This window comes from Robertmurraya korlensis (assembly GCF_023715225.1).
Taxonomy (GTDB): Bacteria; Bacillota; Bacilli; order Bacillales; family Cytobacillaceae; genus Robertmurraya_A.
Map to the genome: position 1 here is coordinate 185,020 of NZ_JAMBNS010000004.1, position 19,649 is coordinate 204,668.

Sequence of the window (19,649 nt, forward strand, 5' to 3'; positions counted from 1 at the left end):
TCATACTTGTTGCTGGTTATATACTGACAAATAAGAATGGTTCGGAATAAACTTAATAAGTCTTTATGAGGTCAGTCTACGGGTGAAGGAAGGCAAATTTACAAATGAAAACAAAGCTTTTGAAAAGGATTTTTGAATAAGATGAAAAAATATATTGAAGAAATCGTACCTTTGTACTTCCCGATTGAAAAATGGGAGGTTGTTCCCGGGCCGAGTGGGGAAAACAATACAACTCTATTTATTCTGGCAGCCAATAAGAAATACGTGCTAAGAATTTATGAAACTCATCAAGATGAAGAGAAGGTAAACTTTGAGCATGCTGTATTGCTTGCATTAAAAGAACAGCAGCTTCCCTTATCCTTTCCAGTACCAGTGAGGACAAAAGATGGGCAAACCCTTGTCAAAACTCAATCCGGATCACTTGCAGGATTATTTAAGTTTCTTAATGGGGTGAATCCTGACCTAAAAACCTTTGAACAAATATATTCATTTGGTAAGGCGACTGGTCAACTTACTGAAGCACTTGCCAAGGTGAGTGTAAAACAACGGCCGGTATATAGACCTTATTATGACATGGATAGTACACACCCAAAGTGTTCTCTAGATCAGATTAATGATTTTTCCCTAAATCCACCAGAGGACTTTGTGGAATTAGCTCAAGAATTATTAATGATCCACAAACAACTAGTTTCATTTCAAAACAGAATCCCGTTTTTAAAAAGGCTTCCTCACCGGCTCGTCCATGGAGATTTAAATGCTTCTAACATTCTTACTGCTAGAGATGGAAGTATTTCCGCCATTCTTGATTTTGAATTTGTTACCCATGATTTACGAGTAATGGAAGTTGCGGTGTCACTTTCCGACTTTATAGATGATACAGAGGATGAAAAGATTATTTTCAAAAAGATTGAATCTTTCCTATCGGGCTATGGAAGTAGAATTAAGCTGACAGAAGAAGAAATGAATGCTCTTCCGCTTTTAATTCAGCTTCGAAGTTTAGATGTATTTATCCATTTTCTTGGCCGATATTGGGACGGAGTTGACTCCATTGAGACGGTTAAGAAGTATATTCGTAAGGCTGCACGAAGAGTTTCGTGGATTTTAATACATCAAGAAAAATTCAGGTAAGATGACCGCCATTTTACTGGTCCAACCAGAAAAAAGCACAATTCCAAATGAAGGAATTGTGCTTTATAATCTAATAGAAACCTCTGTTCCATCCTTAAGGCTTGTTTCAACAAGCATTAGGCCTCTTTGCTTTGAAAGTTCCCTTAGTAAAGGCTTCAAATCACTCTTGTTTATATAAGGAACTTGAAATTTGTTCTTTGAATTTTTTTCAATTGCACGATTTACAAGCACCAGGATTCGCTTTGAAGTGAGGATCCCAATGAATAGATCTAAAAGAGCATACGGGACTGGAATAATAAATCGTTTCGCATTTACTTTGATGGTTATTTTGATCATCTTACTCAATAATAACCAGTACTTTGTCACCTTTTGCTGAGGTAACATCTACAATTTGTCCGTCCAATTCATTATCAATAGCTTCAATTAAAAGTTCCACGTCGATATCCTTTACATACTTTTCGGATTCGGGAATCATTTTAGCAATATTGGTTCCTACCTTTAAAACAGCTTTTATGAGTTTTATTGGCAGATTCACGTTTACATTGTCACCATCTTCAGAAGTCACACGAATTTTTAGCATTTTGTTTAAGTAGGAGTCTGCGGTCCTTTTATTTAGATCAACCTGATTATCCTTTCCTTGCAATACACCGATTAATTCAGCAGCCTTCTCTTTGTTCAACTTTCCTTCTTCAACCATGGTTAATACTCTTGAAATTTCGTCACTCATTTAGGATTCCTCCCCATTTAATATCCCAATCGCTTCTTCGGCTGTTATTTCGCCTTTTTCCAGCATTGAGATTACTTTTTTTCGATCAATTTTTTCAGTCTTCTTAGTGGTGGAATATCCAAGGGAAGAGATAATGTCATCCAATTTCCCTCTTACAGTGGGATAGGATATTCCAAGTTCTTTTTCAACTTCTTTAATATTTCCACGGCACTTTAGAAAAGTTTCAATAAAACTAAGCTGTTCCTTGCCAAGAGTTGCAAAATTAGAGAGTTCAAATTCATTTTCAATGGTGGTATGACAATGAGTACACTGTAGCTTTGTGATTTTTAATTGCTTATCACAAACAGGACACTCTGAAATAAGCGGATATGCCATAATTCCCTCCTTCATTATTTATATTACAAATATACATCAAGTGTTTCGAGAATTAAATACATTAATTAAAAAATTTTAAATTTTATTTATCGAAAATCAATTAATTTAATTTTGTTATTAAATAAATTGATTTTTAAGGGGTACCTTTAGAAAAGGTTTGAGGTTGTGAAATTTTTAACGCGGATCCCAGAATAAATATTTTGTAAAAATGTGAAATAAATGTGGCTGTCAATCGACTAATTGATGAGGATAAAAAATCGGAGGGAAAATGGAGTTGACCAGCTGATGATTAGCAATAAAATTTCCGAGTGGTTTTACTTGTATAACAAAGATATTTATCATTTTTTGATTTATTACATTGGATCGAGTGATGTAGAAGATCTGGTGCAGGAAGTTTTTATCCGAGCTATTAAAGGCTTTGATACGTATCAGCAAAAATCGAGTCCTAAAACCTGGCTTTTTTCGATTGCGCGCCATGTGGGGATGGATGAAATGAGAAAAAGGAAGCGTGTAAGAATGAAGCAAAAGTTATTGTTTTGGGAAGAGCATACGGAAATGAAAACACCGGAAAACATTCTTCATCTAAATGAAAATAACCGGATCCTATACCAAGCGATTCAGTCTTTAAAAGCAAATTATCGAGATGTTATTATCCTTAGAGGAATTAAAGAACTTTCTGTATCTGAAACCGCATCCATATTACATTGGAATGAAAATAAGGTTCGAATAACCTATCATCGTGCATTAAAGGCACTACAAAAAGCAAAGGAGGAGTTTCTATATGAAAGATAATGAGAGATTTCATGATTTAGAGAAAACCATTCGTTCCTTACCAAAACCGGATTATAATAAAAAGTTCACTAAAGATGCCCAAGATACGATCCATGAAAACCTAATTCAATTTGCGATTTCCTATGAAAAAAAGAAAAAGAGAGTGACCATCATGAAAAAAATTTCATTAGGTTTAGCTAGTGTTGCCACCCTCGTGATTTTCGCCATTCTTACATTTCCAATAAATGAAGATCGTCCATCTAGTTCAGATCAAAATGAACACACGACAACAGATGAAAATATAGTGGATGATGAAAAAGAGACTAGTGATCAGAATGAAAATAATGTCACAGACATTCTTTATGAAAATACAGAATATGGCTTTACTTTTACACTGCCAAAAAGTTGGAGTAATTACCAGATTGTATCGGATTCCTGGGAAGGTATTTCAGAACAAAATAATCCAATGGAACATGGACCGATTCTCTCTATTAGGCATCCTCAATGGTCAGAGGCAAAACCAAGACAAGATATTCCGATCTTGATTTTTACTCTTACTCAATGGTCTTCACTTGAAAAAGGGGAATTTCATATAGGAGCTGCACCAATTGGTCCAACGATGTTAGGGCAAAATAAGGAGTATGTTTTTGCGCTTCCAGCTAGATATAATTTTGCCTTTTTAGAGGGGTACGAAGAAGTAGAAAACATTTTAGCAAACCATCCACTTCAAACAAATAAAGAGAGATAGAGAACAAATAATTGCGGAACACTAATTGGAAAAGGTATAAAAGCGAGGAGATTTATGAAAAAGAGTGCCCTGTTTTTCCTGTGTTTTCTTATCGTACTGCCTCCATTACATGTTTTCGCACAACAAAAAGTCCCTATTTTAATATATCATTCGATCGATGAATTTAAGGGGCAGGGCTCGAAGGAGTTATATGTAACACCTGGAAATTTTGAGAAACAAATGATATATTTACGTGATCATGGGTTTACACTATTAACGTTTGAACAATGGGATGACCGAAAGAAAGTTAAAAAACCAATTTTCATTACCTTTGATGACGGATACAAAAACAATTTAAATGCATATAACATTTTTCAAAAACTAAAAAACGAAAAATTTCAACCAAAAGCTACGGTGTTTGTACTTTCTGACTTTATCGGCCGGTCCAACCGATTATCTCAATCAGATCTCAAAATGATGGTTGATTCGGGAGTGGTCTCGATTCAGTCACATACGGCAACACACCCTGATCTGACGAAAATAACTAATTTTGAATATGAACTAAAGAAGTCTAAAGAAAAAATTCAACACATAACGGGTAAACCTGTGATCGCTCTTGCTTACCCATATGGAAATACGGATAAACAGGTGGTAGGAGAAACCAATAAATTCTATTCATTTGGACTTACGACAACTCCTGAACTTTTTTCTGAGAAAGGTATGAAAGATGAGCTTTACTATTTGCCAAGAATGTACATTAAGTATTCCACTACTCTTGATGAATTTGGAAAGATTGTTGAGGGAAAATGAGAATTATATATGGATGAATCAGCTGCTAACCAGGCAGCTTTTCTTTTTGGAAATAATAACAAGTGAAGCCAATATTCTTTTTTAATCAACGATGGTTAGATTGAAACCTTTTTCCTTTGTAAGCGTAAATAAGCAAGTGACCAACTCGTGCAAAGGAGGGAATAGGATGAAATTTATTTTACTTCTAGCGGTTCTGCTTTTATTGCTTTTTGCATTAGAAAAACTATTAAATAAGTTCCTTAAAGTAGAAAAAAAGAAAATCTCTGATACACCTGGGAAAAAAATTGATCAATGGGGTAGAGGTATCATTCTCGTTATTTTTTTAAGTGCCTTATGGTCTGTTGTAAATAATGATTCCTTCCTTATAAAAAAGCAGTTTTGGATGGGTTACCTTATCCTTTTAGGGGGTTTTGAAGCTATCTTAGAATATGTTTATCTGAAGAATTCAAAACAGTATATTACTACGATTATTATGGTATTAGTAACTCTAATTTTCATATTAAATATTGAACGTTTTATAGAGTTATAGTAATCATTCGAGACTCAGTTTCAGGAGGGGGCTATTCTTATGGTATCAATCACTATGGTAATTTTCGTTTTCTTCGTATGTTTTTTGATTAGTTCCGTGTTAAATCTTCTTTTTAAAAAGACAGAGAAAAGGGATTGGCTTATTACATTTTTAATCAGTGTAGGTTTTTCTGTGATCATCGTTCCCTTGCTAGCTGGTTAAGAAATTAATTGAATAATAGACCATTGAACTCTCAACTTTTTGTTTCCCGACGGAAGTTTTTATGATTAAATGAGGACAGAAAAGGGAGAGGATGGATCCAATGGCAGAATTTACGAATGTAACAATCTCTACGAAGGCAAATATTTACTTTGAGGGAAAGGTAACAAGTAGAACGGTAGTTTTTCAAGATGGTACTCGAAAAACGTTAGGTATCATGCTTCCAGGAGAATATGAATTTTCAACATCTCAAAAAGAAGAGATGGATATTCAAGCGGGAGTACTTGACTATAAATTACAGGGACAAGAATGGCAAACGATCGAAAATAACGGCGTGTTTTATGTGCCTGCAAACGAAAGCTTTTCTTTAAAAGTTCATTCGGTTGTGGATTATTGTTGTTCTTATCTTTCTGAGGAGTAAATTCCTAAATACATCATCAAAAAGGCCGTTACACTATCCAATTAGGTAGTGTAACGGCCTTTTTGGTAAAATTTTCTTGACTATATGTAAAGTTTACTATACATTATGTATAAGGAGTTTAACATGATGTAAAAGTAAATTGACAAGGGAGGTTTATTATGACGTATCAAGAAAAGAAGAGTATCGTATCGTTGATTAGTGCTATTCTCATTTTTGGGTTTTATTGTTTGTATATGTATCCTCAGTATCCTGAAGGAGGACTAGAGTCTCCTGAAGTTTTTCGCTTTTGGGGTAGCTTTGTCCTCGTCTTGACGGTTGTTTCAATTGTCGCCCACATCGTAATCAGCATTATATTTAACATCATTTTCAGAATAACAACCAGAGAAAAGGAACCAAAATTTGCGGATGAACTCGATAAGTTAATCGACTTGAAAGCATTCCGAAATTCGTTTTTTGTGTTTGTCATCGGCTTCCTTTTTGCCATGGGATCATTGATTTTCTACCAGCCGTTGCACGTTATGTTCCTGATTCTGATCATTTCGGGCTTCGTTTCCGATGTGACTGGATCGGCTACAAAACTGTATCACTATCGGAGAGGAGTATAAAATGGGTAAAAATCTTGTCGGCAATCACATTCGAAAATTACGATTCAATCATGATGAAATGACTCAGCAGCAATTAGCTGACAAGGTGGGCGTAACCAGACAAACCATCGTGGCTCTCGAAAAGGGAAACTACTCCCCATCTCTTGAACTCGCTTTTCGTATTGCTCACGCCTTTCACTTGCCGTTGGAAGAAGTATTCTTTTATGGAGATGACCCAACGCAGTAAGATTCTTTGATTGCTTTTGCTTTACCGTTTGTCAATTTATGAACAAAAGGGGAGAAATAAATGATGATAAACAAAAGCGCAGCCAAACTAGTGGGAGTATTGTTTATTCTTGCAGCCGTCTCGGCGGTAGCAGGTGTGATATTATACGATCCGATTCTTAACGGTTCGGATTACTTGATCAATGGTTCCAAACACGACAACCAAGTCATATTGGGAGCACTAATGGAATTAATTCTTGTCGTTTCAGCAGTTGGTACAGCAACGACGATGTTTCCGATTTTAAGAAGATATAACGAAACCATCGCATTATGGCATGTTTGTTTTCGGTTTCTTGAAGCGATTGTTATTACGGTTGGTGTGATCAGCGTGCTGTCCCTTCTGACCTTAAGTCGAGAATTTGTTGAAGCTGGTGCTCCAGATGTAGCAGCTTTTCAAACGTCAGGTACCGTATTAAAAGCCATTCATGAATGGACATTTATGCTTGGCCCCAATTTCATGCTCGGTATCAATACGATGATGTACAGTTATATCTTTTATAAAACCAAGCTCGTACCGAGGTTTATCCCAATCATAGGTATGACAGGGGCAGCTCTTGTGTTTGTTTGTGCCTTGTTAGTCATGTTTGGTGTGATTGAACAAGTGTCTGTTTGGGGTGGGTTGTTGGCACTTCCAGTAGCAGCGAATGAAATGATTTTGGCTGTATGGTTGATCGTGAAAGGGTTCAATTCCACTGTCCTTACTAGTTTATTTTCAAAAAGGGATTAAGATGAATACACATGTTGCGGACCTTCATATCAGTGGAAGTCCGCTTTTTGGGGCTAGGTTGAGTGTGATTCAAGTAATTCTTAGGTAAGGGGCGATAATTTTTGCTTTAGTATCTGATAATAATTGAATCGAGTGGAAGGGGGTTACAAAGTTAGCATTTAGGACGTATGGATTCCAGAATCTAGTAGAATAAGTGAACTAAATTAGCATTTAGGACGTGTGTATTCCAAAATTTAGTGGGATAAGAAAACTAAGTTGGGATTCAGGACAGATGAATTCCAATATCTAGTAGAATAAGTGAACTAAATTAGCATTTAGGACGTGTGTATTCCAAAATTTAGTGGGATAAGTAGACTAAGTTTGGATTTAAGACAGGTTAATTCCAAAATTTAGTAGAATAAGTGAACTAAATTAGCATTTAGGGCATTAAGAGCGAGATATATGGTTAAAATCAATCGAGGCGAACTACATTTTTCCTATGTAAGAGCTTCTAATAAAGCTTGAAATGGGTGGGGAAGAGTGAACTTCCTTTCCCACCCATTCTACGTCCATCCCTTCCTTAACAACTCCACAGCAGGAATATCGGCAGGCGCCCAAACAAGGGAAGACAGATGTTCTCGTTTCAACCAGAGAAGCTTTGAGTGTTCACTTGGCAATGGTGTTCCATCCACCAACCGACACTTAATCGCAATTAACTGAATGATAAAGGTCTCATACTCATGCACATGCTCGTTATGTAATTCTTCAGGTTCAACAACACAACCTAATTCTTCCTGAATCTCGCGCTGGATCGCTGTATGCAAATCCTCGTCCTCTTCAACCTTCCCACCAGGAAACTCCCACATATTTGGCATGGTCATGGTTGGAGAGCGGAGGGCACATAAAATTTCTTCGTGTTCATTTTCAATCACAGCAGCCACAACTTTGATTTTTTTCTTCATGTGTACCTCCACAAGTTTTGTTTCTTTTCCCATAGTATCGCTTTCTTTTTCCCATTAAAAACATGTAAAAGTAGCCTTGTCCATGAAATATGAACCATGCAAGAAAACGGTTTCAATAGTATAATAGAAGAAACGAGGATATTTAACTAAAAAAGATGTAGTTTTACAAGCCTAGGCCTCATACACATATTAGTACCTAATTTCGTTAAAAACAAACAAAAATGTTTGAATGGGAGTGAGGTCCATGAAAAAGAGTGAATATTTATTCTTCTGCCAGCATTGTGGAGTGCCTCAACGCATTCCAGAGTTTGCGTTAAAAACGTACCTGTGTGATGAATTGGTGAAGCAGTATTATTGTAATAATTGCAGTCAAGAAAATAAAATTCCGGAATACGTGAAAAAATTGAAATCGGAGCTCTAGGTAGGGCAAGGATTCCACATATGGCTACACAGATACCATGTAAATGCTTACATGGTATTTTTTTATTGTTATAGATTTTTTTAGTCAAATAGAAGTTAGAAAAAAAGTTATCAAAAAATTTAAAAAAGATGTTGTCGAATTCTGAAACATCTATTATAATTCATTTTAATGAATGTCATATAACATAACACAATGGCGGGGGATTATCTAACATGACAAAAACTTTAGTAGAATTAGAAACTTCAACTTTAGACCAAATTAAAGAAACGATAAAAGAAAAGAGTGTAGAACTATTACACTTACAATTCGTTGATATTGAAGGAATCTTAAAGCATGTAACAGTAACAGTTGAACAATTAGAGGATGTAGTAGAAGGAAAAATGATGTTTGACGGATCTTCTGTTAAAGGGTTCTCACCTATTAATAAATCCGACCTTTATTTACAACCTGATTTAACAACATTTGCTGTTCTTCCTTGGTCAGTAGAAGAAGGGTATGCAGAAGCTAGATTTTTATGTTCTGTAAAAAATCCAGACGGAACACCATTTGATGGAGATACAAGAAATGTTTTAAAGAAAACAGTTGAGCGTGCGGCTGAAAGTGGATATACGATTTCAGTTGGACCTGAGCTAGAGTTCTTCTTATTCAAAACAGATGAAAATGGCTACGCAACTCAAGAGCTAAGTGATAAAGCAGGCTATTTCGAGCCATCACCACACGATCTTGGAGAAAGAGTTCGTTTAGAAATTTACCGTGCGTTAAAGGCAATGGGCTTCACCATTGAAGCATCTCACCATGAGGTAGCTGAAGGACAACATGAAATCAATTTCAAGTATGCAGATGCTTTAACAGCAGCAGATTTGTCTACTACGTATAAGTGGGTAGTTAAGACGATTGCTCAGAAATTTGGATTACATGCAACATTCATGCCGAAGCCAGCATTTGGAATCAATGGTTCTGGAATGCACGTGAATATGTCATTCTTCGAAGGAAGCGAAAATGCCTTCTTTGATCCAACTGATGAGTTACAATTATCGAAGAAAGCGTACCATTTCATTGCAGGTGTACTTGAAAACGTAAAGAGCTTCGCGGCTGTAACAAACCCGCTAGTAAACTCTTATAAGCGTTTAGTTCCAGGCTATGAAGCACCTTGCTACCTTGCTTGGTCAGCGTCTAACCGTTCGGCTCTTATCCGTATTCCAGCAAAGAAAGGTCTTGCGACTCGTGTAGAATTACGTTGTCCAGATCCATCTGCAAACCCATACTTAACGTTTGCAGTCATTGCGGCTGCAGGTTTAGATGGAATTGAAAAAGAACTAGAAGCTCCAGCTCCAATTAACGAAGATATCTTCCATATGACAGATGAGAGAAGAGCTCTTTTAGGAATTGAGAACCTTCCTGGTAGCTTAAAAGAAGCTGTAGTTGAATTAGAAGCTAGCAATTTTGGTGCAAAAGCATTAGGTGAGCACGTATATGGTGAATATGTAGCTATGAAAAAAGCAGAGTGGGATAGCTACCGCATCTCCGTTCACGCTTGGGAAATTGAGAACTATCACTCTAAATTCTAATATTTATAATCATGTAATATAGAGGAATCCAAGGATGGAACATAAATGTTCCATCCTTTATTTTTGATTGTCCTAGAGAAAGTGGAAACCGTGGGCTGATGTGAATATCCTAACCTGGCTCGTAACTGCTCCTTGATTTTTTATGCGTTTTTCTTTTTATCATAGGTTTCTCTTAGTCGCTTCATATCTTCTTTCGGTGGTACACCAAATAGTCTAGAATATTCACGGCTAAATTGGGATGGACTTTCATAACCTACTCGAAAAGCAACATCGGCAGCACTTGCTGTCTCAATTAATAACAAATGGCGAGCTTCCTGTAATCGTAGCTGTTTTTGGAACTGAATGGGGCTCATGGCTGTAACTTCTTTAAAAAGTCTATGAAACGAAGAGACACTCAAATTCGCTATTTCCGCCAGTTCCTCCACTCGTATCGCTCGATCATAATGTTTCATGATATGTTCAATTGCGTCGCTGACTTGATAGGTAGAACTTCCTTCAACTGCAATTTGCCCAAGAGCATGACCATGTCGACCTTGTAGAACTCTATAGATGATTTCCTTTTTAATAAGAGGAAAGAGGATTGGGATATCTTCAGGATAATCAAGCAGACGAACCAATCGGGTGACGGCGTCTAACAAAGGTAACTCGATCAAGTTCACATACATTCCTCTGTTCCTATTTTCCTTTGTATTCACCCCTATTTGAAATTCTCCTAACACTTCTAAAATTTCATTTGGTGTAAATTCAAGTTTAAGAGCCAAATATGGAACCTCGGAAGAAGCTACGGTTACATGCCCAATAATGGGCAAGTTAACAGATGAAACAAGGTAATCGGCAGGTCCGTACCTAAAGAGCTCCCGTGAAAGTAGGGCCTCTTTCATCCCTTGGACGACGATACATAAGGAAGGTTTCGTAACACCGTAAAATGGTCCGGCGACATTCGAGTAATGAGAGAAAAATAAAGATGGAATAGCCGTCTCATGACCACCGTCCTGACCTGTGTGGGACTTAATAAGTTTGGCAAGTTCAGCCTGGTATTTATGGACTTCCATAGACATACAGTTCTCCTTTGTTCCATTTTGATAATTTCATTGTAAAGGATGGAACTCTGTTGTGAAAGGGGAGTGAGAGGATTAGGCAAGGAATTGATAGGAATGAGATATCTGTCGTCTAAGGATCTGTTGCATAATCATTCTTACAAAGCTCTCTTAATCGTCTCATAGATAAAATATAAAATACAGGAGGAATTACTATGCAAAAATTAATATTGAATAATGGTCTTGAGATGCCGATACTAGGCTTCGGTGTTTTTCAAATGACTGATCCAGAAGAATGTGAACAAGCCGTATACGATGCTCTTATGGCAGGTTATCGTCTGATTGATACAGCTGCCTCTTATTTAAATGAAGAAGCCGTGGGCACAGCCATTAAGCGAAGTGGTGTACCAAGAGAGGAATTGTTTATTACAACCAAACTGTGGGTTCAGGATGCTGGGTATGACAGCACAAAGAATGCATTCGCAAAATCACTAGAAAGACTGCAACTAGATTACTTAGACTTGTATTTAATTCATCAACCATATGGTGATGTTCACTGTTCTTGGCGTGCAATGGAAGAATTATATCGAGAAGGTAAAATTAAGGCGATCGGAGTAAGTAACTTCCATCCAGACCGTTTGGTTGATTTAATCCTTCATAATGAAGTCGTTCCTGCTGTTAACCAGGTAGAAACCCATCCATTCAACCAGCAAATGGAAAGTGCAATATTCATGAAAGAGCATAATGTACAAATACAGTCTTGGGGACCTTTCGCTGAAGGTAAAAATGATATTTTCCAGAATGAAGTCTTAGCTTCGATTGCAGAAAAGCATAATAAATCCGTTGCTCAAGTGATTTTACGTTGGTTGGCACAAAGAGAAGTGGTTGCCATTCCAAAGTCTGTTCATAAAGAAAGAATTATTGAAAACCTCCATATCTTTGACTTTGAGTTAAGCCCAGAAGATATGGAGGCCATCTCTACGTTAGATACAAAACAGAGCTTGTTCTTTTCACATAGAGATCCTGAAATGGTGAAATGGATTGGTACTCGTACACTCAATATTTAACTGTTCATTTATGTTTTAATGAGGGGGATACAAATGAAAAAGACGATCTATCTAATGAGGCATGGACAAACCTTATTTAATCAAAGAAGAAAAGTTCAAGGTTGGTGTGATTCACCGCTAACAGAATTAGGAATAATGCAAGCAGGAATGGCTGCTAAGTATTTTAAAGAGAACCATATTGTTTTTGACCATGCTTATTGTTCTACCTCTGAACGAGCGAGTGACACGTTAGAATTAGTGACGGACCTGCCATATAGACCTGCCATATACTAGATTAAAAGGATTAAAGGAATGGAATTTTGGAACGTTTGAAGGGGAAAGTGAAGATTTAAATCCACCACTGCCTTATGTTGATTTCTTTGTTAATTACGGTGGAGAAGCAGAAAAAGAATTTCAAAGAAGAATGGTTACTACTGTCCAAAAAATCATAGAAGAAGATAATGAAGTCATTTTAATCGTGTCTCACGGGGCAGCTTGTCGAAAATTTATGCAGTATTGGGAACATACAAGTTCCATTAGACAAAAAGAAAGACTTGGGAACTGTTGCATTTTGAAGTTTGAGTATGAGAACAAAGAATTTAAATTAGTAGAAATTATTAATCATGATTTTAGTAGTTTAAGTCAGGCTTCTGCAGTACTTACTTGATATTATAGAACGATTATTATTTGCGATAATCGAATTAGAGGTGCTATTAACATGAAAATTAGCACCTCTTTTTTTGTTGTTTCAGAGATCAAAAGCACAAACTATGGCGGCAGATATGCTATCCGATTTAAGAATTTTGTTTATCTGTTTTTTGAATGTATGTTTGAAACCCATAATTTAAAAGCGCAAGGGAATAGGAGATAACAAAAATTATCTTTGAATTAAATTTTTTAAATTTATAATGTCCAATTTTCTGAAAGAAGGAGCTTAAAGGATATGCAAAGATAAGGTCAATAATTAAGTTAAGACCAGCGTATAAAATAAATCTTCCGTATGTAAAATGTAATACCCATAAATTGGTTGTAAAAAAAGCCCCAAAAATAAAAGATAAGGCATCAAAAACCATGTATTTTGTTCCTCCTTTTACCTTCCACCATTTAAAAATAAGGTTTAGGAGAGTTTCTACTAATAAAATGCAGGAACAAAATAATGTTACCGGCAAATATTTTTTGAATGATTGTTTAGGTAGAAAAACGATGACGATTGCCCATAAAAAAATTGGTGTAAGTATTCGAGAAATATTCGCGATCACTTAAATCCACTCCAATTCAAATTGCATTCCTTTTAGTATTTCACTGCTTATGATAAATATGTATGGTTAACTTTAAAGCTGAAGCAACTATTTTTGTATGGGCATAGCTAAATAGTTATTTGTCTAGTTACAGAAAAAACCGATTATCTCATCCTAGTGGAAAAGAAACCGGCTTTTTCGTTTTTATATGTCACTTCCCAATTGAGGGATCAGAATTTTAAAGTGAGTTCCTAATGATGTACTATCCACAACAACAATATCTCCACGGTGTTCAAAGATGATTTTTTTAACAAACGGAAGTCCCATTCCTGTTCCATCACCTTTGGACGATACAAAGGGATCAAAAATATGGTCCCAATCAGATTCGGGGATCCCTTTTCCCGTATCGAAAAAGTCAATTACAATATAATCTTCATTCAAATTTGTAAGAATCGTTATCTTTCGTTCTTCTCTACCTGGGGGAGTCGCTTCTGAACTATTTTTAATAAGATTGATAAACACTTGCTGCAAATACGATTTATTTACAAAGGCTTTTAAAGATTTATAGGAGTCAATGAACTCAATATCTATATGGTTTTGCTTGGTAAATTCGCTAGACAGTTCAATTGAATCTCTAATTATTGAGACAATGTTCTCTGTCCTAAAGCTCATTTTAGAATGAATAATATATTCGTTATAATTAGTTGCGAGTTGTTCCAATTGATCCGTCGCTTTACGAATCATATCCAAGGCATCTTGCTGACTCTTAGTTAGTTCTTTATCTTCCATGATAAGCTTTGAGAAACCTATGATAATGGTCGAGGTATTTTTCATCTCATGTATAAGACTTCCAACAAAGTTCCCTGTAAAGTCTAACTTTTTTTGCCTTTCGCTTAGTTGGTAATAATTAAATTCAATAATGGCGTTCAATTTAATAAATTCAAACATAACCATTATGGCAAAAATAATGACTCCTAAACTTCCCATGATAATTCCTGTTTCAGGATTAAAGTTAAACATCCCGAGAAGAAACAAAAATAATGTGTAAATGGAGAAATGTTTTAAGAAACTCCTAATGTTTGTGTTGCTAATTTTTGTGGAGATATAATATAAAAAGAGCAAAAATATAATTAAACTAGCCATATGAAAAACATAAAGCGCAGCCCATTCCCCGTATACAGGAAAATAAAACTCAATAGCAGACTTGGAAATACTCCTTGTTTCTAAGCCCTTCATTCCCAAGTCTGTCCAACTAATGAAATATACAATAGAAGTCCATACAATTAAACTAATCAACATTTTCTTAGTAAATATATAATTGACGACTCTATTTAAGATAGAATCATTTTTTAAGGTAACCGAAAAACTATTTATGGTACTATAGGCTACAAAAAAGGTAGCTGGTACGGAGAAGGTTGGAGCAAACCTAAAAATTCTAAATAACCAAAAAGCTGATTGTTCGTCTAGCAAAGACGTGAAGTACAACACACCTATCCCTTGTTGCCAACCTGATATTATCACCATTAACAAGGTAATCCCTAGAGTTAGATTCGACTTTTTATAAATTTTATTAACACTAAACGCCAACAAAATAGGGATCAAGCCAATAGCACAAATCAATAATCCAACAATCATACCAGTTTACTCCTATTACACTAAACTTAAAAAAATGTACATGAGAAAATTCGTACATAGTCATAAGATAAAATTATAACATAGATAAAAACAAATACTACTTTTAAAATATGTAGAATTTGTTTCTATTGTATTAGGAAATTAGTCACAAAGAGGAGAGTTAATATGGAAATAGTATATTTTGCAGGTGGATGTTTATGGGGAGTACAAGCTTTTATAAAAACTTTACCTGGAGTTACGTTTACAGAAGCGGGAAGAGCTAATGGAACAAGTCAAACATTAGAGGGTGATTATGATGGCTATGCCGAATGTGTAAAAACAGGATTTGATCCGAAGGTTGTAACGATCAGGGAATTAATGGGATATTTTTTTGAAATTATTGATCCATACAGCTTGAATAAACAAGGACAGGATGTTGGTAAGAAATACAGAACAGGAGTATATAGTGAAAAGCCTGAACACTTAATAGAGGCGAAGGCATTTCTTAGGGAGAGAAATGATTATGACCTTATAGTGGTTGAAATATTACCACTTTCAAACTATGTAAGAAGCGCAGAAGAACATCAAGATCGGTTAGCTAGATGTCCAAATGATTATTGTCATATTCCAGAAGAAATATTAAGTAGGTATAAGTAAGGGAGAATATTAAAGGATGGTGTTACTTATTTAACAAAAGGGACTTTACTAATGGAGCATAATATAAAATCTAACCGTTTACTCTAGAAACGGTTAGATTGAAGAGGGGAACTATATTACTCGTATTTCTTTAAAATAATAGCTGCGTTATGACCTCCGAAACCAAATGAGTTAGATAGCCCCGTATTTATATTCACTTTGCGTGCAACAGAGGGTACATAATCTAGATCACATAATGGATCAGGATTTTTTAAGTTGATTGTTGGAGGAATGATTCCTTCCTTTAAACTCATCGCTAATGCAATTGCTTCTGCTCCTCCAGCCGCTCCTAGCATATGACCAAGCATAGATTTATTAGCTGTTACAGGAATTTGATAAGCTTGTTTTCCGAATAGCTGTTTAGTAGCCATCGTTTCTGAAATGTCCCCCACTTTTGTACTTGTTGCATGTGCACTAATCACATCAATGTCTTCAGGAGATATATGGGCATTTTTTAAAGCTGATTTCATGGCAAGATAAGCGCCTCTACCTTCCGGATGTGTAGCTACGATATGGTGTGCATCTGAACTTGCACCATACCCAATGATTTCAGCATAAATCTTTGCTTCTCTACGTAAAGCATGAGATAAAGATTCTAAGATTAAAATTCCAGCTCCTTCTGACATAACAAATCCATCTCGATCTTCATCAAAAGGACGACTAGCTTTAGCAGGATCATCGTTTCTTGTTGATAATGCTGTTGCATTACCAAAGCTAGCTATTGATAAGTCTGTTATAGCTGCCTCTGTTCCACCCGCAAACACAACGTCAACTTCTCCAGAACGAATAAGTCTAAAGGCTTCTCCAATAGCGGTATTTCCAATTGCGCAAGCGGATACAGGGGACATAGATGGTCCCATCGCGTTCCATTTGATACTGATTTGTGCTGCAGCAGCATTGGAAATCATGGCAGGTACTAGAGTGGGACTGACTCTTCTTGGCCCCTTCTGCCTAAGTGTATCAATATTTTCAATTAAGGTTTGAATTCCTCCTATGCCTGAACCAACGTATACGCCTAACCTTTCTACATCGATACGATCGCGTTCTAACTTAGAATCTGCCCAAGCCTGTTCAGCTGCAGCCAAAGCAAACTGAGAAAAACGATCTAATAGTCTTGCTTCTTTCTTTCCTAAAACTTCATCTGCATTAAAATCTTTGACGATACCAGCAATTTTTGTTTTATGATTACTAACATCAAAGGTATCAATAGCAGATATACCAGATTCCCCGTTAATTAGATTGTTCCAAAATGTTTGAATGTTGTTTCCAATAGGAGAAACTACTCCCATACCGGTAATCACGACTCTTTCCACTGTTCATTCCTCCAAATCAATAATATACTTGTATTTTACATCCCCTTTATGCTATTACAAGTGGTTGTTTATGCTAGTATAATTACTACTAGGTTAAATGAATTCAATGAGGAGTCTAAAAATGAACGATAAAACTAGGCTTGAAGCTTTGTCGACATTCTTAAAAACAAAGCGTGCCCAAATTAAGCCAGAGTCGATTGGTTTACCTACCGGATCCCGTAGAAGGACACCGGGGTTACGAAGGGAAGAGGTTGCACAATTGGCGGGGGTAAGTACCACTTGGTATACATGGTTAGAGCAAGGAAGAGATATAAAAGTTTCTTCAAGCGTACTTGATTGTATTTCTGCCGCTTTGCAATTAAACAGTGATGAAACAGACTACTTATATGACCTGACCTTAGAAGCAAAATCAGAAATGACAAATTCAAAAAAGGATCAATCGGAGCTTAGCCCCTCACTAAAACGAATTTTAGCTGAATTAAGATATTGTCCGACGATCATTACAGATCGACATTGCCATATCGTGGGTTGGAACTCAGCTGCTGCTCATGTGTTTTTAGACTTTGAACAAATACCGAATGATCAAAGAAATTTGATTCGTTTAGTTTTTACTAGAAAAGAATTTAAAGCATTGGCTGTCAATTGGGAACATTTCGCGAAAGGTTTTCTGGCCATTTTCCGTACCTATTACGGACACTATTTAGGTGATGAATGGTATAACCAATTTATTAAAGAAATGAGTTATTTACATCCAGAATTCCGGGATTTATGGCAAGAAAGTCAGGTAAGTAAAGCCCCAGAAATGATCATTGAATTTCGACATGCTAAAGCAGGGAAAATGTTGTTTAATTTAACCTCTCTTCAAGTTCAAGGTGATATGGATTTACGATGCAGTATCTATACACCTGTAGAGGAAACAGAAAATAAATTAAAGCGTTTAATGAAGAAGGTTACCGCTGAAAATTTATAAAGTAATTTCAATTCACTAGTAGAATGGGACTGAATGGTTTTTGTATTAAAATTCCGTCAAATTTTTAATATATATTAAGCACCAAAAGGACACGAAATAGTGTCCTTTTCTTGTTTTTTCTATCATTCAACTAAAAAATAATAGAATCTAACCCATCCATTATTATTGGCAGCATATTTGTTATAAATTCCTCTGTAGAGATTTTCCTACCCTCTTTATTCCAAGAGTATGTAGCTCCATAGATACTCCAACTAAGCGTGGTTGAAATAATTTTAATTGATTCTAGTTTGGATAAACCTGGTGTTTGGTCATTAGTATGAACTAAAGAGTTATAGATAAAGTTGTGTAATTCTTCAATAATATTATTTTGAATTACCGGGCCTAAAGATTGATACCTGCTAGAACAAAGGGTACTAAGATTTTTATGATAATCACACATAACTAAAAGGATATTAGTAAGTGTCTCTTGATTAAATACACTATGACAGTTGAGCTTTTGCTTAAGATAATCTCTGAAATCATTAGTTATTGTCGAATCCAATAGTTCGAATTTATCAGTAAAATGTGCATAAAACGTTGCTCGATTAACGGTGGCCCTTGTTGTAATATCTCCTACTGTAATAGAATTGAAGTCTTTCTCCCGTATTAAGCTAGTGAAGGCATCTTCAAGTAGTTTTCTGGTGCGTATAATTCTTGGGTCAAGTTTCTGTGTTGTCATTTCTTCACCTCAGTTATAAGACAATTTTTAAGATTTGTTGGATAAACAATATTTTTAAAGATTTGATGATTGTAGCTTCTTCTTACCTATCTTATCATAAACTATGCAACGGGTGTTGCGTAAGTGTGAAGGATAAAATCAAATCAAGGAGTGTAGTTAAAATGGCAAAAGTTTTATTTATTAAAGCAAATTCTCGACCATTAGATCAATCAGTAAGTGTACAACTTTATCAATCATTCTTAGAGAGTTATATAGAGACTCATCCTGGGGATGAAATAATAGAGCTTGATATCTTTAAAGAGAATTTACCTTATTACGATACAGATAAGATAAATGGGATGTTTAAGTTGAGTAAGGGACTCGAATTAAGCCCTGAAGAAAAAACAGCGACAAACCTAGTCAATAAATACTTGGACCAGTTCCTTTCTGCTGATAAAGTGGTATTCGCTTTTCCTCTTTGGAATTTTACAATACCTGCTCCATTGCATACCTATTTAGATTATATAGGTCAGGTAGGGAAAACTTTTAGTTACACAGCAGAAGGACCTAAAGGATTACTCAGTGACAAGAAAATAGTTTTATTAAATGCAAGTGGAGGAGTTTACTCTGAAGGACCTGCCAAGTCATTGGAAATGGCAGTGAGTTATCTAAAAGTAATATTAAACTTCTGGGGGGTAAAAGATATAACAACCGTCATAATAGAAGGGCATAATCAATACCCAGAACAAGCACAGGAGATTATTCATGTTGGTATTGAGAAAGCTGTGAAAGTTGCTCATACATTCTAATAGGATGATGAATATGA

The 19,649-nt window shown here is 35.8% G+C and carries 24 protein-coding genes and 1 pseudogene; 16 read left to right on the plus strand and 9 right to left on the minus strand.

The window, feature by feature from the left end:
* Nucleotides 1–141 precede the first annotated feature (141 nt).
* Entirely contained in the window at nt 142–1,128 is a 987-nt protein-coding gene (locus M3175_RS09575; protein ID WP_251518360.1) for a phosphotransferase, read from the plus strand.
* Nucleotides 1,129–1,191: 63 nt separating this feature from the next.
* Here M3175_RS09575 and M3175_RS09580 read toward each other — a convergent pair whose 3' ends face one another.
* The 3 genes from M3175_RS09580 to M3175_RS09590 are packed head-to-tail and all read right to left on the minus strand — an operon-like array spanning nt 1,192 to nt 2,230.
* Nucleotides 1,192–1,494 carry a hypothetical protein gene (locus tag M3175_RS09580; protein ID WP_251518362.1) on the minus strand — a complete coding sequence of 101 codons (303 nt, stop codon included), beginning with the start codon at nt 1,492–1,494 and terminating at the stop codon, nt 1,192–1,194.
* Nucleotides 1,466–1,855, minus strand: coding sequence for an SHOCT-like domain-containing protein (locus M3175_RS09585; protein WP_251518364.1), 390 nt, complete (start codon nt 1,853–1,855; stop codon nt 1,466–1,468). The genes M3175_RS09580 and M3175_RS09585 overlap by 29 nt, the downstream gene beginning before the upstream one ends.
* The gene (locus tag M3175_RS09590; protein WP_251518366.1) at nt 1,856–2,230 is read right to left on the minus strand and encodes a DUF2089 domain-containing protein; all 375 of its coding nucleotides are present in this window, start codon (nt 2,228–2,230) and stop codon (nt 1,856–1,858) included.
* 285 nt (nt 2,231–2,515) lie between these two features.
* Between M3175_RS09590 and M3175_RS09595 the strand changes: the two genes are divergently transcribed.
* The 9 genes from M3175_RS09595 to M3175_RS09635 all read left to right on the plus strand — a co-directional run bounded on the left by M3175_RS09595 (nt 2,516) and on the right by M3175_RS09635 (nt 7,282).
* Nucleotides 2,516–3,022 carry an RNA polymerase sigma factor gene (locus M3175_RS09595; RefSeq protein ID WP_251518368.1) on the plus strand — a complete coding sequence of 169 codons (507 nt, stop codon included), beginning with the start codon at nt 2,516–2,518 and terminating at the stop codon, nt 3,020–3,022.
* Nucleotides 3,012–3,749, plus strand: coding sequence for a hypothetical protein (locus M3175_RS09600; RefSeq protein ID WP_251518370.1), 738 nt, complete (start codon nt 3,012–3,014; stop codon nt 3,747–3,749). Before M3175_RS09595 ends, M3175_RS09600 begins: the two co-directional genes overlap by 11 nt.
* 219 nt (nt 3,750–3,968) lie before the next feature.
* A complete protein-coding gene (locus tag M3175_RS09605; protein ID WP_306663949.1) occupies nt 3,969–4,538 on the plus strand; it encodes a polysaccharide deacetylase family protein in 570 nt (189 codons plus the stop codon).
* A 166-nt stretch (nt 4,539–4,704) separates the two neighbouring features.
* Nucleotides 4,705–5,067 (plus strand): DUF4181 domain-containing protein, encoded by a 363-nt coding sequence (locus tag M3175_RS09610; protein ID WP_251518374.1) that lies wholly within the window; start codon nt 4,705–4,707, stop codon nt 5,065–5,067.
* Between the two features lie 39 nt (nt 5,068–5,106).
* Nucleotides 5,107–5,268, plus strand: a complete 162-nt coding sequence (locus M3175_RS09615; RefSeq protein WP_251518376.1) for a hypothetical protein — start codon at nt 5,107–5,109, stop codon at nt 5,266–5,268.
* A gap of 100 nt (nt 5,269–5,368) precedes the next feature.
* Nucleotides 5,369–5,686: a pyrimidine/purine nucleoside phosphorylase gene (gene ppnP / locus M3175_RS09620; protein WP_251518378.1), complete on the plus strand. Its 318-nt coding sequence runs from the start codon at nt 5,369–5,371 to the stop codon at nt 5,684–5,686.
* A gap of 158 nt (nt 5,687–5,844) precedes the next feature.
* A complete protein-coding gene (locus tag M3175_RS09625) occupies nt 5,845–6,291 on the plus strand; it encodes a hypothetical protein (RefSeq protein WP_251518380.1) in 447 nt (148 codons plus the stop codon).
* A gap of 1 nt (nt 6,292) precedes the next feature.
* Nucleotides 6,293–6,517, plus strand: coding sequence for a helix-turn-helix transcriptional regulator (locus M3175_RS09630; RefSeq protein ID WP_160549424.1), 225 nt, complete (start codon nt 6,293–6,295; stop codon nt 6,515–6,517).
* A 60-nt stretch (nt 6,518–6,577) separates the two neighbouring features.
* Complete coding sequence (locus M3175_RS09635; protein ID WP_251518382.1) at nt 6,578–7,282, plus strand: DUF4386 domain-containing protein; 705 nt, start codon at nt 6,578–6,580, stop codon at nt 7,280–7,282.
* 542 nt (nt 7,283–7,824) lie between these two features.
* Here M3175_RS09635 and M3175_RS09640 read toward each other — a convergent pair.
* Entirely contained in the window at nt 7,825–8,223 is a 399-nt protein-coding gene (locus tag M3175_RS09640) for a (deoxy)nucleoside triphosphate pyrophosphohydrolase (RefSeq protein WP_251518384.1), read from the minus strand.
* A gap of 633 nt (nt 8,224–8,856) precedes the next feature.
* Here M3175_RS09640 and glnA point away from each other — a divergent pair.
* Nucleotides 8,857–10,212: a type I glutamate--ammonia ligase gene (gene glnA, locus M3175_RS09645; protein WP_251518386.1), complete on the plus strand. Its 1,356-nt coding sequence runs from the start codon at nt 8,857–8,859 to the stop codon at nt 10,210–10,212.
* A gap of 140 nt (nt 10,213–10,352) precedes the next feature.
* On the opposite strand, the gene M3175_RS09650 is transcribed toward glnA, so the two are convergent.
* Nucleotides 10,353–11,270 (minus strand): AraC family transcriptional regulator, encoded by a 918-nt coding sequence (locus M3175_RS09650; protein WP_251518388.1) that lies wholly within the window; start codon nt 11,268–11,270, stop codon nt 10,353–10,355.
* Nucleotides 11,271–11,464: 194 nt separating this feature from the next.
* Between M3175_RS09650 and M3175_RS09655 the strand changes: the two genes are divergently transcribed.
* On the plus strand, nt 11,465–12,316 hold the full coding sequence (locus M3175_RS09655) for an aldo/keto reductase (protein ID WP_251518390.1): 852 nt from the start codon (nt 11,465–11,467) through the stop codon (nt 12,314–12,316).
* Nucleotides 12,317–12,349: 33 nt separating this feature from the next.
* Nucleotides 12,350–12,962 (plus strand): annotated as a pseudogene (locus tag M3175_RS25065) (histidine phosphatase family protein).
* A gap of 127 nt (nt 12,963–13,089) precedes the next feature.
* On the opposite strand, the gene M3175_RS09670 reads toward M3175_RS25065, so the two are convergent.
* Together M3175_RS09670 and M3175_RS09675 are read right to left on the minus strand one after the other, a co-directional pair.
* Nucleotides 13,090–13,554 carry a hypothetical protein gene (locus tag M3175_RS09670; protein ID WP_251518394.1) on the minus strand — a complete coding sequence of 155 codons (465 nt, stop codon included), beginning with the start codon at nt 13,552–13,554 and terminating at the stop codon, nt 13,090–13,092.
* Nucleotides 13,555–13,737: 183 nt separating this feature from the next.
* Nucleotides 13,738–15,168, minus strand: a complete 1,431-nt coding sequence (locus M3175_RS09675; protein WP_251518396.1) for an ATP-binding protein — start codon at nt 15,166–15,168, stop codon at nt 13,738–13,740.
* A gap of 165 nt (nt 15,169–15,333) precedes the next feature.
* Between M3175_RS09675 and M3175_RS09680 the strand changes: the two genes are divergently transcribed.
* Complete coding sequence (locus tag M3175_RS09680) at nt 15,334–15,804, plus strand: peptide-methionine (S)-S-oxide reductase (protein WP_251518398.1); 471 nt, start codon at nt 15,334–15,336, stop codon at nt 15,802–15,804.
* 116 nt (nt 15,805–15,920) lie between these two features.
* Here the strand turns inward: M3175_RS09680 and fabF are convergent, their stop codons facing one another.
* Entirely contained in the window at nt 15,921–17,156 is a 1,236-nt protein-coding gene (fabF, locus tag M3175_RS09685; protein WP_251518400.1) for a beta-ketoacyl-ACP synthase II, read from the minus strand.
* A gap of 121 nt (nt 17,157–17,277) precedes the next feature.
* On the opposite strand from fabF, the gene M3175_RS09690 reads away from it, so the two are divergent.
* Nucleotides 17,278–18,126, plus strand: a complete 849-nt coding sequence (locus M3175_RS09690) for a helix-turn-helix transcriptional regulator (RefSeq protein WP_251518402.1) — start codon at nt 17,278–17,280, stop codon at nt 18,124–18,126.
* A 130-nt stretch (nt 18,127–18,256) separates the two neighbouring features.
* On the opposite strand, the gene M3175_RS09695 is transcribed toward M3175_RS09690, so the two are convergent.
* Complete coding sequence (locus M3175_RS09695) at nt 18,257–18,844, minus strand: TetR/AcrR family transcriptional regulator (RefSeq protein ID WP_251518404.1); 588 nt, start codon at nt 18,842–18,844, stop codon at nt 18,257–18,259.
* A 161-nt stretch (nt 18,845–19,005) separates the two neighbouring features.
* Between M3175_RS09695 and M3175_RS09700 the strand changes: the two genes are divergently transcribed.
* On the plus strand, nt 19,006–19,632 hold the full coding sequence (locus M3175_RS09700; RefSeq protein ID WP_251518406.1) for an FMN-dependent NADH-azoreductase: 627 nt from the start codon (nt 19,006–19,008) through the stop codon (nt 19,630–19,632).
* The last annotated feature ends 17 nt before the right edge of the window (nt 19,633–19,649 follow it).